Below are 15,477 nucleotides of genomic sequence, written 5' to 3' on the forward strand. Positions count from 1 at the left end.
GCTACATTATTATGAGGTGAATAGATTGGATTTTTATCCAGTGGCAATAGAAAAACTTATAGAAGAATTTGCAAAGCTCCCTGGTATAGGGCGAAAAACAGCTCAGAGGCTTGCATTATTTGTGCTAAATCTTCCAAGGGAAGAAGTGGAAGAATTTGCGGGCGCACTGGTTAAAGCTAGAGGAACATTGAAATACTGCTCTATATGTGGATGTTTTACAGATACAGACCCCTGCGCAATTTGTTCTAACCCCAATAGGGATAAGAGTATGGTATGCGTAGTTGAAAATCCAAAAGATATTATTACCATGGAAAGGGTAAGAGAGTTTAATGGAGTTTACCATGTTCTTCATGGAACAATATCCCCAATGTCTGGGAGAGGTCCTGAAGATATAAAATTAAGAGAACTTATAAGAAGGATTAATGGAGAAGTACATGAGGTAATAGTAGCAACTAATCCAAACATAGAGGGAGAAGCTACGGCTATGTATATATCTAAAATATTGAAACCACTAGGTGCAAAAGTTACAAGGATAGCACATGGAATTCCAGTTGGTGGAGATTTAGAATATACAGATGAAGTAACTCTTTCTAAAGCTATGGAAGGAAGAAAAGAAATATAGAATAATACTCCTATTTTATGTCAAGAATTTAGAAAAGATATAAAATAGGAGGTTTTTTATTATGGACAGAAAAAAGATAATTGAAATATTATTTTCAAATCTAAAATATACCCAGGAGCAAAAGGATATTATTACGCAATTAGAAGAAGCCAAGCTTCAATGGGAAGTTGCAAAAAAATGCTTTGCGATGGTAGATGACCTAAAGCTTGTAGATTATGCAATTTATAGAGAAGATCAATGTAAAGCTAAATACATATATTTTTTACTAGAAGCTAAAAGAAAAAATGTTACAATTGATGCCAGTTACATGATAGAAGAGCTAGATACTATTAATATATAAAAAAATGCGAAAATTAATAATATTTTGGAAAGCTGTGAAATATATTATTAATAAAACATAATAAATAGAAGTTAAGATTTTAAATTAACAAAGGGGGAGTTAGATATGGAAGTTGTATTATATTTTTTAATTGCTATAGTTGCCATGGTAATTTTGGTTAAGCTATTTTCTTGGCCATTAAAAATATTAGGTAAGTTAATATTAAACGGAGCTTTGGGTGTCTTTCTTTTACTGCTTGTTAATTTTATAGGAGGATCTGTAGATATAATTATCCCTATAAATGCGGTATCTGCACTTATTGCAGGATTTTTAGGAGTGCCAGGAGTAATATTTTTAATAATTTTTAATAAATTGATGTAATATTACTTATAATGAAGCTGGTTTATATCAATAATCAATTTATAATAGATCAAGGCAGTAACATATAAATAACTAGTCAGTATACTAGCAATTTATATGTTACTGCCTTATATTTTTGTTTTTTATAAAAAAGGTTTAAAAATAGTATATTTCTAAGCTATTAAGGTGAATACTTACTATATATGATAATTAGTGAAATTATTATTTTTAATAGATAGTCATCTGAGGGTAGTAAGGAGAAAAAATAACTATCCTGGTGTATCAATATAAGCTATAGGGAGATAAAGTTTAAAAATTCAAGAATACGCCACCTGTTTTATTTTAATTACTTTAAACTGAACTATATGAGAAATGTTTTATGATAAGATATTAAATGTTGCTGATGACAAGTAACGACATATTAAAAATGAAATTAATAATTTTTGTGAAAGTCATTAAAAAACATTTAAAAACAAGTTGACAATATAGAAGTAAACTGATAAAATAGTAGAAGTCGTCGCATGATGACAATATAAATTGGTCTTTGAAAATTAAACAGAGAAATAGGTAAAATAGCGAAATAATATTTCGCTTGACCAGTTAATTACTTTAGATAAAAAAGTAATTTTAGTCGTAAGACTAAAAAGTATGTAATGAGCTTGCTAACCAGCTTAACAGTTGGCGCAGATTATTCATTTCAAATAAAAAGTGTAAACTTTTAAATTGAGAGTTTGATCCTGGCTCAGGACGAACGCTGGCGGCGTGCCTAACACATGCAAGTCGAGCGATGAAACCCTTCGGGGTGGATTAGCGGCGGACGGGTGAGTAACACGTGGGTAACCTGCCTCAAAGAGGGGAATAGCCTCCCGAAAGGGAGATTAATACCGCATAATATGTTTTGGTCGCATGATTGAGACATCAAAGGATTCTCTTTAGAGTTTCCACTTTGAGATGGACCCGCGGCGCATTAGCTAGTTGGTGAGGTAACGGCCCACCAAGGCAACGATGCGTAGCCGACCTGAGAGGGTGATCGGCCACATTGGAACTGAGACACGGTCCAGACTCCTACGGGAGGCAGCAGTGGGGAATATTGCGCAATGGGGGAAACCCTGACGCAGCAACGCCGCGTGAATGATGAAGGCCTTCGGGTTGTAAAGTTCTGTCTTCTGGGACGATAATGACGGTACCAGAGGAGGAAGCCACGGCTAACTACGTGCCAGCAGCCGCGGTAATACGTAGGTGGCAAGCGTTGTCCGGATTTACTGGGCGTAAAGGATGCGTAGGCGGACATTTAAGTCAGATGTGAAATACCCGAGCTTAACTTGGGTGCTGCATTTGAAACTGGGTGTCTAGAGTGCAGGAGAGGTAAGTGGAATTCCTAGTGTAGCGGTGAAATGCGTAGAGATTAGGAAGAACACCAGTGGCGAAGGCGACTTACTGGACTGTAACTGACGCTGAGGCATGAAAGCGTGGGGAGCAAACAGGATTAGATACCCTGGTAGTCCACGCCGTAAACGATGAATACTAGGTGTCGGGGGTCGAACCTCGGTGCCGCAGTTAACACAATAAGTATTCCGCCTGGGGAGTACGATCGCAAGATTAAAACTCAAAGGAATTGACGGGGGCCCGCACAAGCAGCGGAGCATGTGGTTTAATTCGAAGCAACGCGAAGAACCTTACCTAGACTTGACATCCCCTGCATAACCCAGAGATGGGCGAAGTCCTTCGGGACAGGGTGACAGGTGGTGCATGGTTGTCGTCAGCTCGTGTCGTGAGATGTTGGGTTAAGTCCCGCAACGAGCGCAACCCTTATCATTAGTTGCTACCATTAAGTTGAGCACTCTAGTGAGACTGCCCGGGTTAACCGGGAGGAAGGTGGGGATGACGTCAAATCATCATGCCCCTTATGTCTAGGGCTACACACGTGCTACAATGGTGAGTACAAAGAGATGCAAGACCGCAAGGTGGAGCCAAACTCAAAAACTCATCCCAGTTCGGATTGTAGGCTGCAACTCGCCTACATGAAGCCGGAGTTGCTAGTAATCGCGAATCAGCATGTCGCGGTGAATACGTTCCCGGGCCTTGTACACACCGCCCGTCACACCATGAGAGTTGGTAACACCCGAAGTCCGTGAGGTAACCGTAAGGAGCCAGCGGCCGAAGGTGGGATTGATGATTGGGGTGAAGTCGTAACAAGGTAGCCGTAGGAGAACCTGCGGCTGGATCACCTCCTTTCTAGGGAGTAGATGCAAAGACTTCGGTCAATGCAAAACATCTACTGTAATTACTCGTAACCTATTCTCTGTTTAATTTTGAGAGACTAATTTTAGTTAACTCTTCTGAGTTAACTAAAAATTTAATCTTTCTAAAAATGTTCTTTGAAAATTGCACAGTGAAATTAAAGTTGTTTTAATAAGTTAAAACTACGTAAGTAGTTAGATGGATTTAATACAATTTCGCAAAATGAATTAAAACGTTTATGTAAATAGACGAAATTATCTATGCAAATAGATAAAGATAAAGGTTAAGCTACAAAGGGCGCATGGCGAATGCCTTGGCACTAGGAGCCGAAGAAGGACGCGTTAAGCTGCGATAAGCTTTGGGTAGGCGCAAATAGCCTGTGATCCAAAGATTTCCGAATGGGGGAACCCACATAGTAACAACTATGTACTGCATACTGAATAAATAGGTATGCAGAGGTAGACCCGGGGAACTGAAACATCTAAGTACCCGGAGGAAGAGAAAGAAACATCGATTTCCTAAGTAGCGGCGAGCGAAAGGGAAAGAGCCCAAACCTAGGTCTTTGACCTAGGGGTTGAGGATAGATCATAAATACTGCAATTCCTTAATTGAAGATAGCTGGAAAGCTGCTCCGCAGAAGGTAATAGGCCTGTAAATGAAAAGGAAAAACAGTCAGATCTAATCCAGAGTACCACGAGACACGTGAAACCTTGTGGGAAGCAGGGAGGACCACCTCCCAAGGCTAAATACTACCTAGTGACCGATAGTGAAGAAGTACCGTGAGGGAAAGGTGAAAAGAACCCCGGAAGGGGAGTGAAATAGAACCTGAAACCGTGTGCCTACAACCGGTCGGAGCACTTTATATGTGTGACGGCGTGCTTTTTGTAGAACGAGCCAACGAGTTACGATATGTAGCGAGGTTAAGTACTTAAGGTACGGAGCCGAAGGGAAACCAAGTCTGAATAGGGCGTATAGTTGCATGTCGTAGACCCGAAACCGGGTGACCTATCCATGGCCAGGATGAAGCGGAAGTAAAATTCCGTGGAGGTCCGAACCACGTTGGTGTTGAAAAACCATGGGATGAGCTGTGGATAGCGGAGAAATTCCAATCGAACTCGGAGATAGCTGGTTCTCCTCGAAATAGCTTTAGGGCTAGCGTCGATTAATTGAGTAATGGAGGTAGAGCACTGAATGAGCTAGGGGCTGACAACAGTTACTGAACTCTATCAAACTCCGAATGCCATATACTTTTATTTCGGCAGTCAGACTGCGAATGATAAGATCCGTAGTCAAAAGGGAAACAGCCCAGACCATCAGCTAAGGTCCCAAAGTGTAAGTTAAGTGGAAAAGGATGTGGGATTTCTAAGACAACTAGGATGTTGGCTCAGAAGCAGCCACTCATTCAAAGAGTGCGTAATAGCTCACTAGTCAAGAGATCCTGCGCCGAAGATGTCCGGGGCTAAAACTTACCACCGAAGCTATGGGTGTACACTATGTGTACGCGGTAGAGGAGCTTTCTGTACTGGCTGAAGTCATACCGTAAGGAGTGGTGGACGGTACAGAAGTGAGAATGTTGGCATAAGTAGCGAGAGTTAAGTGAGAATCTTAACGGTCGAAAACCTAAGGTTTCCTGAGGAAGGCTCGTCCTCTCAGGGTTAGTCGGGACCTAAGCCGAGGCCGAAAGGCGTAGGTGATGGACAATCGGTTGATATTCCGATACCACCAATGGACGTTATTAGAAATGGGATGACGCAGGAGGATAAGATGTGCACACTATTGGATGTGTGTCTAAGCATTTAGGCGGAGCAAGCAGGCAAATCCGTTTGCTCTTAACGCTGAGATGTGATGGGGAAGGGAATTTATTCCTGAAGTATCTGATTCCACGCTGCCAAGAAAAGTCTCTATCGAGGATATTGGTGCCCGTACCGCAAACCGACACAGGTAGGTGAGGAGAGAATCCTAAGACCATCGGAAGAATTGCTGTTAAGGAACTCGGCAAATTGACCCCGTAACTTCGGGAGAAGGGGTGCCTACGAAAGTAGGTCGCAGAGAATAGGCCCAAGCAACTGTTTAGCAAAAACACAGGTCTCTGCTAAAGCGAAAGCTGATGTATAGGGGCTGACGCCTGCCCGGTGCTGGAAGGTTAAGGGGATTACTTAGCGCAAGCGAAGGTATGAACTTAAGCCCCAGTAAACGGCGGCCGTAACTATAACGGTCCTAAGGTAGCGAAATTCCTTGTCGGGTAAGTTCCGACCCGCACGAATGGCGTAATGATTTGGGCACTGTCTCAACAGCACATCCGGCGAAATTGTAGTGCCAGTGAAGATGCTGGCTACCCGCGATTGGACGGAAAGACCCCGTAGAGCTTTACTGTAGCTTAGCATTGAATTTCGGTATTGTCTGTACAGGATAGGTGGGAGACTGAGAAACATGGGCGTCAGCCTGTGTGGAGTCATCCTTGGGATACCACCCTGACAGTACTGAGGTTCTAACTGGAGGCCATGAATCTGGTCACAGGACATTGTTAGGTGGGCAGTTTGACTGGGGCGGTCGCCTCCAAAAAAGTAACGGAGGCGCTCAAAGGTTCCCTCAGCGCGGTTGGAAATCGCGCGAAGAGTGCAAAGGCAGAAGGGAGCCTGACTGCGACACCTACAAGTGGAGCAGGGACGAAAGTCGGACTTAGTGATCCGGTGGTACCTCGTGGGAGGGCCATCGCTCAACGGATAAAAGCTACCTCGGGGATAACAGGCTGATCTCCCCCAAGAGTCCACATCGACGGGGAGGTTTGGCACCTCGATGTCGGCTCGTCGCATCCTGGGGCTGAAGTAGGTCCCAAGGGTTGGGCTGTTCGCCCATTAAAGCGGCACGCGAGCTGGGTTCAGAACGTCGTGAGACAGTTCGGTCCCTATCCGTCGCGGGCGTAGGAAATTTGAAGGGAGCTGTCCTTAGTACGAGAGGACCGGGATGGACAAACCTCTGGTGCACCAGTTGTCACGCCAGTGGCATCGCTGGGTAGCTATGTTTGGAAGGGATAAACGCTGAAAGCATCTAAGCGTGAAGCCCACCCTGAGATGAGATTTCCCATAACTCGTGCGTAAGCACGGTGTTAGTAAGACTCCTGGAAGAACACCAGGTTGATAGGTTAGAGGTGTAAGCATGGTAACATGTTCAGCTGACTAATACTAATAAGTCGAGGGCTTGACCTTAATATATATAAGCGAAAATTTCACTGTGCAATTTTGAGAGAATATTTTTCTGTAAAGAAAAAAATATCTCTATATGGAGATAATAGTGAGAAGATATTTTATATCTAATATCCGTAGTCAACGACGGTAGATTCTCAATTATTATTGCTAGAAAACAAATCTGGTGATTATGGCATGAAGGTAACACCCGTTCCCATACCGAACACGATGGTTAAGCTTCAATGCGCCAATGGTACTGCAGGGGTGACCTTGTGGGAGAGTAGGTTGTCGCCAGGTCATAAGGCTCCTTGGTCAAGCGGTTAAGACACCACCCTTTCACGGTGGTAACAGGGGTTCAATTCCCCTAGGAGTCACCATATATGTATTGCAGGTGTGGCGGAATGGCAGACGCACTAGACTTAGGATCTAGCGCTTTACGGCGTGGGGGTTCAAGTCCCTTCACCTGCACCATATTTATTAAGCGGGTATAACTCAATGGTAGAGTGTTAGCCTTCCAAGCTAATTACGAGGGTTCGATTCCCTCTACCCGCTCCATTTTATTTTGTTAATATGTGTCTTTAGCTCAGTTGGATAGAGCAACGCCCTTCTAAGGCGTGGGCCGGGGGTTCAAATCCCTTAAGACACACCATTATATTGTTGGGACGTCGCCAAGCGGTAAGGCACCACACTTTGACTGTGGCATTCGTAGGTTCAAATCCTGCCCTCCCAGCCAATATGGTTTACTAGCTCAGTTGGTAGAGCACATGACTTTTAATCATGGTGTCCGGGGTTCGATTCCCCGGTAAGCCACCAAACTTTATAAGGCTCCTTGGTCAAGAGGTTAAGACACCACCCTTTCACGGTAGTAACAGGGGTTCAATTCCCCTAGGAGTCACCATAAAAAAAAGTCCTTGCTAATGCAAGGACTTTTTTGTTGATAATTTTTTGATTTATGAAATAATGAGCAATGTATCCACATAAAATACTATTATCACTGTGGATATGTTGATAACTTTTATAAATTGGTGTATATTTATAAAAATGGAGTTGAAAATATGTTTATAAATAAAAGAGTTTTTATTGCAGAATTTATAACAAGACCAAATAGATTTCAGGCTTATGTAAATTTAAATGGTGAAGAGTTAATGGTTCACGTTCCAAATACAGGAAGATGCAGGGAAATATTAATTCCTGGATCTAAGGTTTTATTAAGAGAAGAGCTTAATCCTACTAGAAAAACACTATATGATTTAATTGCAGGATATAAAGGTAATAAAATCATCAATATAGATTCACAAATTCCTAATAGTGTTGTTGATGAAGCTTTGAAGAATAAAAAGATACAAAATCTTGTTAAATATAATATTATACACAGGGAAAAAACTTTTGGAAATAGTAGATTTGATTTTAAGATATCTAATGATATGGGCGACACGTATTATCTTGAAGTAAAGGGCGTAACATTAGAAGTAGATGGTAAAAGTATGTTTCCAGATGCACCTACAGAGAGGGGAACAAAACACTTATTAGAGCTTATTGAGGCTAAAAAAATGGGGTTTGGAGCTGGAGTACTATTTCTTATTCAAATGAATAATATAAAAAATTTTTCTCCGAATGACGATATGGATGCAGCCTTTGGGAATGCCCTAAGATTAGCTTGCAAAAGTGGCGTTGATATTTATGCTTATGAATGTGAAGTTGGTGAAAATTTTATAACTTTAAGTCAGTCAGTTCAGGTTATTTTATAATTAATTTTATGGGACTTATTAATAATGACTTTGAAATAAATGGTTGTGTAGTTAAATAGATGTTAAGGAGGAAAAGTTTTGAAATTTATATATTGCCCGATTTGTGGAAGAGAATTAATTGAAAAATACAGCTGGGATGAAGGTGGGGTTCCATATTGCCCTGTGGATGATATTATGTATTTTGACACACCCAAACCATGTGTAGTAGTTGCAGTTATGAAGGGTAAAGAAATTTTGCTTCTTAAACAAAGTTATATTTTTAAAAATTCAAAGGTATTAGTGTCGGGATATGTAACCAACGGAGAATCTGTTGAAGAAACTGTATACAGGGAAGTCAAAGAGGAAACAGGAATAACTGTTGGAGATATAAAATATTTGGGAAGTGATTATTTAGTATCTAAAGAAATTGTAATGCTAACTTTTAGTGCTGCGTATATTGAGGGTGAAATAAATAAGTCTTCTGAAGTTGAATGGGTTGATTGGGGTAATATAGATGATGCTCTATGTGAAATGAGTGAAGATGAAATAGGAAAAAGAATTGTTAGGAAATTGCTAAAGGAAATTGAGTGTGAGGGAGAAAAAGCATTAAAATAATTACCAGTATAAATAAAACAATATAGTATTATAGGTAGAATTAAACAACCATTGTAAGTATAATTGCACTTATGATATTAAAAAAAATATTGTTAAAATCGTAAAGGTCAGGATAAATAATATATAGCACTAATATTAAATAACTAGAAAAAGGGAGAGGGACAAAAATGGAAAAAAACAATGAGAATAAAAATTTGAACAAAAAAGTACCTCAAATAACAGGAACTTTGAGAAGTCATATGATAGAGCTACCGGTTGCAATAAGGGATGCAAGTGGTATTGTAATATTTGGAAAAAGATTAAAGTCTTTCGTGTTTACTACGGATGTAGCAGTTATAAGAAATACAAACGCTGATGCAATTATTGCCGTATATCCATTTACACCTCAGCCCATTATAACGGAAGCATTAGTACTCGCTGCAGATGTACCAGTATTTTGTGGTGTTGGGGGAGGAATTACTACAGGTAAAAGAGTAACAAATTTAGCGCTAGATGCTGAATTTAAAGGTGCTATGGGAGTAGTAGTTAATAGTCCAATTCACAATGATGTTATAAAACAAATAAGAGAAACTATAGATATTCCAATAATAGTTACTATTATATCCGAATTTGAAGATATAGAAGCAAGAATAAATGCAGGAGCAACTATACTTAACGTTTCAGGAGCGAGAAAGACGGCTTATATAGTTAGCAAAATAAGAGAAAAACATCCTGATTTTCCTATAATCGCTACTGGTGGCCCAAATGATGAGAGTATAAGGGAAACTATAAGAGCAGGAGCTAATGGGATTACATATACACCACCAATAGTAGCTGATATTTTAAATGAAATAATGATTAAGTACAGAAAGAATTATGAGATAAAGAACGAAGACGAATAATACATTAAAATAAACTAATTATAAATAAAATTGAAATAAAGTGGTAGGTGATAAAATGGCTGTAGGTGGAGATAATTGTGATAAATGCCCTGAAGCACTAGCAAAAGAATGTGATGGAGAAGCTTCCGACTGCATTTGTAAAAGGTGTCCAAGAAATTTAGGTCAGTGTTTAACTACAAAATACTGTAGAGAAACTGAATCTATAATTAATATATAATTTAAAATAACATGTAGAAGCTACTAGAACATTTTATGTTTTAGTAGCTTCTTTAAATTTTAACCTAATAAGAATTAAAAACCTAAAAAATAGGAAGACTAAAATATAACATATAAAACTATTAATGTTTGGAGGATTTTATGGTTTCAAGTGATTTAAAAATGAGAGTAGCTGAGAATTGTCATGGATATAGGCCTATATATTACATGGGACTCATGAATAGCATCACTTATGGGTCTAGAAGTTGCAGTAGTTGTGTTAATTATGTTAGAGAAAAATGTATAGAGGAATTATTTGATGAAATTAGGGAAACAATAATGTCAAATTGACTGATTTTAAATTAGGTACATGAAAAGAAATAGATTAGTATAATAAATTATTATTTATTTCAGTGTGCCTTAAAAGGAGGAATAATATTATGCCAAATATAGAACAGATGTCCCATGTAGCAAATAGTTGTCATGGATATGACTCAGTAGGTACAGGATTTCAATCTTCAATAGGTACACCATTTAGTAAAAGCTGTGAAAATTGCCATCATTTTAAAAATGATAAATGTGAGATTAATTTATTTGACAGGGTTTTAGCAGGTCTCGATCAAGGTTAATGTAGATAATAAGTCACTAATACTCTAGCAGTAATTTTTGGAAGGTAGTTTTCTCACGCTTAGTATATATAAGAAACATGAGTTATTATATCATATGGTAATAATTACCTTACAAAAATACTGTTAAAACAGTAAATTGAAGCAATATTTTAGAATATATGTTAGAATAGTATATGCTTTTATATGATAAATGTAGAATAATAGCTAAAGTTCTCATAATATTTATTTCTATTATATTGAGAAATTTATATTTAAGTGTTAAAATGAAAGTGGTTATTAGACTTCAAGACAGATTACAAAATGAATAATAAATGGCAAAAGCCAAAACTTGGAGGGTGAATTATGCATAAAAGATTATTTATACCAGGACCAGTAGAGGTAGCAGAAGATGTACTTCAAAAAATGGCTACTCCTCAAATATCACATAGAGGTAAGGAAGCATCTGCATTACAAAGAAACATAAGTGATAAAATGAGAAAAGTATTTAATACTAAAGAAGAAATATTACTTTCAACTAGTTCAGGAAGTGGACTAATGGAAGGTGCTGTTCGTACATGTACAGCAAAAAGAGCAGCAGTATTTTCAGTAGGAGCATTTGGAAACAGATGGTTTGAAATGTGTACAGCTAATGGAGTACCAGCAGATAAAATAGAATCTGAATGGGGACAACCAACAACTCCAGAAATGCTTGAAGAAGCATTATCAACTGGAAAATATGATTTAATAACTATTACTATGAACGAGACTTCAACAGGACTTATGAATGACATGAAAGCTCTTTCAGATGTATACAAAAAATACCCTGAAGTTGTAGTATGTGTTGATACAGTAAGCAACGCTGCTGGTACAGAAGTAAAAGTAGACGAATGGGCTATAGATATCTGTATTACATCAACTCAAAAATGTTTAGGATTACCTGCAGGAATGGCTATTTGTTCATTCTCAAAAAAAGCAGTAGAAAGAGCTAAACAAGTTACAAACAGAGGAATATATTTCGATTTATTAGGAATGTATGATTACATACAAAAGAAAGATTATCAATATCCATCTACTCCATCACTTGCACATATGTTTGCACTAGATTATCAACTAGATAAGATACTCGCAGAAGGTTTAGAGAAAAGGTTTGCAAGACATATTGCTGGTGCAGAGCTTGTTCGTGCATGGGCTAGAAAATACTTTGAAGTATTCCCTGATGAAAACTTTTTGTCAAACACATTAACTAACATTAAAAACACAAGAGAAATTAATGTATCTGACTTAAACAAGAAATTAGGCGAAAAAGGCTTTATGATTTCTAATGGTTATGGAAAATTGAAAGATAAGACATTTAGAATAGCTCATATGGCTGAAACTACACCAAAAGAAATAGAAGATTTACTAGTGTTAATTAGCGAGATTTTAGGACTTAAATAATTAAAAATTAAAATTAAGAATGAAAAATTATAATTTGATTTTTCATTCTTAATTTAACTTTAAGTAATCATTGAAAATAATATGCTTTAATGGGGTAAGCCATTAAAGTATAACGTTTTCTGTATATAAAGAGGAGGCTTATCATGATTAGAGTATTAGTTACTGATGGTATGGAGAAAAATGCTATTGAAGAGTTAAAAGCTAAGGGATTCGAAGTTGTTGAACATTTTTATGAACCTGAAGTTTTAGGCGAAGCATTAAAAGATTTTGACGTAATTGTGGTTAGATCTGCAACAAAGGTTAGACAATCAATAATAGATATTGCAGCAGAGGCAGGAAGACTAAAGCTTATAATACGTGGCGGAGTAGGCGTTGACAATATAGACGTAGCGTATGCTATGGAAAAAGGTATAAAAGTTTCTAACACTCCAAATGCAAGTAGTGCATCTGTAGCAGAACTTGCTCTTTCTCATATGTTTGCTATATCGAGATTTATCAATATTTCTAATGTATCTATGAGACAAGGTAAATGGGATAAGAAGAAATATGAAGGCGTAGAAATTGGCGGAAAAACTTTAGGTCTTATTGGATTTGGAAGAATATCAAGAGAACTAGCTAAAAAAGCATCTGCACTTGGTATGAAAGTTATATATACAGATATAATAGGAAAGGCTAAAGATTGTGATGAATATGAATTCTGTGAATTAAATGATGTTTTAAAAAGAGCAGATTATCTATCATTACATATACCGTTCTTTAAAGAGCAAGGAGCTCTTATAGGAAAGGACCAATTAGCTATGATGAAGGATGGATCATTCTTAATCAACTGTGCTAGAGGTGGAGTAGTTGACGAAGCTGCACTAGTTGAAGCATTAGATAACGGTAAACTCGCAGGAGCTGGAATAGATGTTTTTGTTGAAGAACCAACTAAAAATGAAGCACTAGTTAATCATCCAAAGGTTTCTGTAACACCACATATTGGTGCTGCAACTAAAGAAGCTCAAACAAGAATAGGTAGTGAAATAAACAGTATTATTTGTGATTTTTTCAAATAAATTAATTAACCGCGGGAGGAATAATCATGGCAGTAGTAAGACCTTTTAAAGCATACAGACCACAATTAGATTTAGTAGAGAAAGTAGCAGCTCTTCCTTATGATGTTATGAATAGTGAAGAAGCTAGAGAAATGGTAATAGGAAAACCTTATTCATTTCTACATGTTGATAAACCAGAGGTAGATCTAGAGCCGGGAATAGATATTCACAGTGAGCAAGTTTACCTTAAAGCTAGTGAAAATCTTAAAAAAATGATTAATTATAAAGTTTATATGCAAGAAGAAAAACCTTGTTTGTATATTTATAGACAAATAATGGATGGGAGACCTCAAACTGGTATAGTTGCTTGTGCTTCAATTGATGATTATATAAATGATATAATTAAAAAGCATGAGTTAACAAGAGCAGATAAAGAGCTTGATAGATTTAATCATGTTGATTATACAAATGCTAATACTGGACCAATATTCTTAACATATAGACATAAAGATGAAATAGATGCTTTAGTAAAAAACTGGACAGAAACAAAAACACCAGTATATGATTTTAAATCAGAAGATGGTGTATCTCAAATTATTTGGGTCATAGATGAGGAAGAGGTTATTAATAAACTATCAGCATTATTTGCTGGAACAGATTATTTATATATAGCTGACGGTCATCATAGATCAGCTTCAGCTGTTAAAGTTGGACTAAAGAGAAGACAAGAAAACCCATCATACACAGGTGATGAGGAATTCAATTTCTTCTTATCAGTTATATTCCCAGATAATGATTTATATGTAATGGATTATAATAGAGTTGTAGCAGATTTAAACGGAAATACTTCAGAAGAATTTATGAATAAAGCTTCTGAAAAATTTGATATTACTCCTTATGAAGGTGAAGGACAGTTTAAACCAGAAGTTCAAAGAACATATGGAATGTTCATAGATGGAAAATGGTATAAACTAGCTGCTAAAGAAGGAACTTTTAATATAAAAGATCCAGTAGATAGATTAGACGTATCAATACTTCAAAATAATCTATTAGAACCAATTCTAGGAATTGATGATCCAAGAACAAACTCAAGAATTGATTTCGTGGGTGGAATAAGAGGACTTGGAGAACTTGAAAGAAGAGTTAATGAAGGAATGAAAGTTGCATTCTCTATGTGTGCTACAACTATGGACGATTTAATGGATATAGCAAATGCAGGGAAAACAATGCCTCCTAAATCAACTTGGTTTGAACCAAAATTACAAAGTGGAATATTTGTTCACGAATTATAATCTAAAGTAATAATATTAATAGAACTGTTCAAATAATGAGAAAAGGCTACGCATATGCGTGGCCTTTTTAAATATATAGGGTATAATGAGATTATAAGATTAATTTGTTATAATTGAAATAGTTACAAGATTATACATTCAAAGGAGAGAGAAACATATGCCACAGCATTCATTGTCAAGAACAGAGTTACTAATAGGTATGGATAGTTTAAACAAATTACAAAAAAGTAAGGTAGTAGTATTTGGAATAGGTGGAGTTGGTAGTTATACAGTTGAGGCACTAGTAAGAGCTGGTGTTGGTAAATTGGTATTAATAGATGACGATACAATATGTTTAACAAATTTAAACAGGCAAATACATGCTACATTTAATACTATAGGTAAAAGTAAGGTTTTAGTAATGAAGGAGAGAATCCTTGAAATAAATCCTAAATGTGAAGTTATCACTCATGAAACTTTTGTAACAGCGGACAATATGGGAGATATTATAACCACCGATACAGATTATGTAGTGGATGCTATTGATACAGTTACTTCAAAAATAGCACTAGCTCTTTACTGCAAAGAGCATAGCATCGATATCATATGTTGTTTGGGCACAGGCAATAAATTAGATCCAACTCTATTTAGAGTTGCAGATATTTATGCTACGAAAGTATGTCCACTTGCAAAGGTTATGAGACATGAGCTAAGAAAGCGTAATGTTGAAAGTCTTAAGGTAGTCTATTCTGAGGAAATGCCTATAAGGCCTAAGCTGGACGAAGTTATAACATGCAAAGAGGGCTGTGTATGTACAGGAGGTTCAAAGAAATGTGCTATGAAAAGACAGATTCCCGGCAGTATATCCTTTGTTCCTCCAGTAGCAGGAATGATAATTGGTGGAGAAGTTATTAAGGATTTAATTAAAAAGAGCTGCTAATATTTAATGTTATAAGTAATGAATAAAAGATAAGAGTGCTAA

Annotated in this window: 13 protein-coding genes, 7 tRNA genes and 3 rRNA genes; all 23 read left to right on the forward strand. The window is 37.2% G+C overall.

Features of this window, described 5'->3' with window-relative positions:
- Positions 1 to 25 precede the first annotated feature (25 nt).
- The 23 genes from recR to G9F72_RS00410 all read left to right on the forward strand — a co-directional run bounded on the left by recR (position 26) and on the right by G9F72_RS00410 (position 15,435).
- Positions 26 to 622, forward strand: a complete 597-nt coding sequence (recR, locus tag G9F72_RS00300) for a recombination mediator RecR (RefSeq protein WP_164959948.1) — start codon at positions 26 to 28, stop codon at positions 620 to 622.
- A 61-nt stretch (positions 623 to 683) separates the two neighbouring features.
- Positions 684 to 962 (forward strand): DUF2508 family protein, encoded by a 279-nt coding sequence (locus G9F72_RS00305; RefSeq protein WP_164959949.1) that lies wholly within the window; start codon positions 684 to 686, stop codon positions 960 to 962.
- A 105-nt stretch (positions 963 to 1,067) separates the two neighbouring features.
- A complete protein-coding gene (locus tag G9F72_RS00310) occupies positions 1,068 to 1,322 on the forward strand; it encodes a pro-sigmaK processing inhibitor BofA family protein (RefSeq protein ID WP_164959950.1) in 255 nt (84 codons plus the stop codon).
- Positions 1,323 to 2,020: 698 nt separating this feature from the next.
- Positions 2,021 to 3,536: ribosomal RNA gene (locus tag G9F72_RS00315) — 16S ribosomal RNA — on the forward strand.
- 287 nt (positions 3,537 to 3,823) lie between these two features.
- Positions 3,824 to 6,748 (forward strand): 23S ribosomal RNA (locus tag G9F72_RS00320).
- Positions 6,749 to 6,907: 159 nt separating this feature from the next.
- Positions 6,908 to 7,024, forward strand: a 5S ribosomal RNA gene (gene rrf, locus G9F72_RS00325).
- The 16S, 23S and 5S rRNA genes sit together here with 7 tRNA genes alongside, the layout of an rRNA operon.
- Positions 7,025 to 7,029: 5 nt before the next feature.
- Positions 7,030 to 7,104 (forward strand) — tRNA-Glu (locus tag G9F72_RS00330).
- Between the two features lie 10 nt (positions 7,105 to 7,114).
- Positions 7,115 to 7,198: transfer RNA gene (locus G9F72_RS00335), tRNA-Leu, on the forward strand.
- A 10-nt stretch (positions 7,199 to 7,208) separates the two neighbouring features.
- Positions 7,209 to 7,282 (forward strand) — tRNA-Gly (locus tag G9F72_RS00340).
- A 17-nt stretch (positions 7,283 to 7,299) separates the two neighbouring features.
- Positions 7,300 to 7,376, forward strand: a tRNA-Arg gene (locus G9F72_RS00345).
- Positions 7,377 to 7,385: 9 nt separating this feature from the next.
- A tRNA-Gln gene (locus G9F72_RS00350) sits at positions 7,386 to 7,460 on the forward strand.
- Between the two features lie 4 nt (positions 7,461 to 7,464).
- A tRNA-Lys gene (locus tag G9F72_RS00355) sits at positions 7,465 to 7,540 on the forward strand.
- Between the two features lie 10 nt (positions 7,541 to 7,550).
- Positions 7,551 to 7,625 (forward strand) — tRNA-Glu (locus G9F72_RS00360).
- A 157-nt stretch (positions 7,626 to 7,782) separates the two neighbouring features.
- Complete coding sequence (gene sfsA / locus G9F72_RS00365; RefSeq protein ID WP_164960131.1) at positions 7,783 to 8,475, forward strand: DNA/RNA nuclease SfsA; 693 nt, start codon at positions 7,783 to 7,785, stop codon at positions 8,473 to 8,475.
- A 78-nt stretch (positions 8,476 to 8,553) separates the two neighbouring features.
- On the forward strand, positions 8,554 to 9,069 hold the full coding sequence (locus G9F72_RS00370; protein ID WP_164960130.1) for an NUDIX domain-containing protein: 516 nt from the start codon (positions 8,554 to 8,556) through the stop codon (positions 9,067 to 9,069).
- Between the two features lie 167 nt (positions 9,070 to 9,236).
- The gene (locus G9F72_RS00375) at positions 9,237 to 9,950 is read left to right on the forward strand and encodes a hydrolase (protein ID WP_164960129.1); all 714 of its coding nucleotides are present in this window, start codon (positions 9,237 to 9,239) and stop codon (positions 9,948 to 9,950) included.
- Positions 9,951 to 10,005: 55 nt separating this feature from the next.
- On the forward strand, positions 10,006 to 10,167 hold the full coding sequence (locus G9F72_RS00380) for a hypothetical protein (protein WP_164960128.1): 162 nt from the start codon (positions 10,006 to 10,008) through the stop codon (positions 10,165 to 10,167).
- Between the two features lie 140 nt (positions 10,168 to 10,307).
- Positions 10,308 to 10,496, forward strand: coding sequence for a hypothetical protein (locus G9F72_RS00385; RefSeq protein WP_164960127.1), 189 nt, complete (start codon positions 10,308 to 10,310; stop codon positions 10,494 to 10,496).
- Positions 10,497 to 10,585: 89 nt separating this feature from the next.
- Positions 10,586 to 10,774, forward strand: a complete 189-nt coding sequence (locus tag G9F72_RS00390; RefSeq protein WP_164960126.1) for a hypothetical protein — start codon at positions 10,586 to 10,588, stop codon at positions 10,772 to 10,774.
- Positions 10,775 to 11,116: 342 nt separating this feature from the next.
- Positions 11,117 to 12,190: a pyridoxal-phosphate-dependent aminotransferase family protein gene (locus G9F72_RS00395; protein ID WP_164960125.1), complete on the forward strand. Its 1,074-nt coding sequence runs from the start codon at positions 11,117 to 11,119 to the stop codon at positions 12,188 to 12,190.
- A gap of 143 nt (positions 12,191 to 12,333) precedes the next feature.
- Positions 12,334 to 13,245, forward strand: coding sequence for a D-2-hydroxyacid dehydrogenase (locus G9F72_RS00400; protein ID WP_164960124.1), 912 nt, complete (start codon positions 12,334 to 12,336; stop codon positions 13,243 to 13,245).
- A gap of 26 nt (positions 13,246 to 13,271) precedes the next feature.
- Positions 13,272 to 14,516, forward strand: a complete 1,245-nt coding sequence (locus G9F72_RS00405) for a DUF1015 domain-containing protein (protein ID WP_164960123.1) — start codon at positions 13,272 to 13,274, stop codon at positions 14,514 to 14,516.
- Positions 14,517 to 14,673: 157 nt separating this feature from the next.
- Complete coding sequence (locus tag G9F72_RS00410; protein WP_164960122.1) at positions 14,674 to 15,435, forward strand: ThiF family adenylyltransferase; 762 nt, start codon at positions 14,674 to 14,676, stop codon at positions 15,433 to 15,435.
- The last annotated feature ends 42 nt before the right edge of the window (positions 15,436 to 15,477 follow it).

Origin of the sequence: Clostridium estertheticum (assembly GCF_011065935.2) — a bacterium.
Classification (GTDB): Bacteria; Bacillota; Clostridia; order Clostridiales; family Clostridiaceae; genus Clostridium_AD; species Clostridium_AD estertheticum_A.

Bases quoted from the DNA above. Each gene is read 5' to 3' on its own strand.
- G9F72_RS00305 (WP_164959949.1), top strand. From the start codon at position 684: ATGGACAGAAAAAAGATAATTGAAATATTATTTTCAAATCTAAAATAT.
- G9F72_RS00310 (WP_164959950.1), top strand. From the start codon at position 1,068: ATGGAAGTTGTATTATATTTTTTAATTGCTATAGTTGCCATGGTAATT.
- sfsA (WP_164960131.1), top strand. From the start codon at position 7,783: ATGTTTATAAATAAAAGAGTTTTTATTGCAGAATTTATAACAAGACCA.
- G9F72_RS00375 (WP_164960129.1), top strand. From the start codon at position 9,237: ATGGAAAAAAACAATGAGAATAAAAATTTGAACAAAAAAGTACCTCAA.
- G9F72_RS00380 (WP_164960128.1), top strand. From the start codon at position 10,006: ATGGCTGTAGGTGGAGATAATTGTGATAAATGCCCTGAAGCACTAGCA.
- G9F72_RS00385 (WP_164960127.1), top strand. From the start codon at position 10,308: ATGGTTTCAAGTGATTTAAAAATGAGAGTAGCTGAGAATTGTCATGGA.
- G9F72_RS00390 (WP_164960126.1), top strand. From the start codon at position 10,586: ATGCCAAATATAGAACAGATGTCCCATGTAGCAAATAGTTGTCATGGA.
- G9F72_RS00395 (WP_164960125.1), top strand. From the start codon at position 11,117: ATGCATAAAAGATTATTTATACCAGGACCAGTAGAGGTAGCAGAAGAT.
- G9F72_RS00400 (WP_164960124.1), top strand. From the start codon at position 12,334: ATGATTAGAGTATTAGTTACTGATGGTATGGAGAAAAATGCTATTGAA.
- G9F72_RS00405 (WP_164960123.1), top strand. From the start codon at position 13,272: ATGGCAGTAGTAAGACCTTTTAAAGCATACAGACCACAATTAGATTTA.
- G9F72_RS00410 (WP_164960122.1), top strand. From the start codon at position 14,674: ATGCCACAGCATTCATTGTCAAGAACAGAGTTACTAATAGGTATGGAT.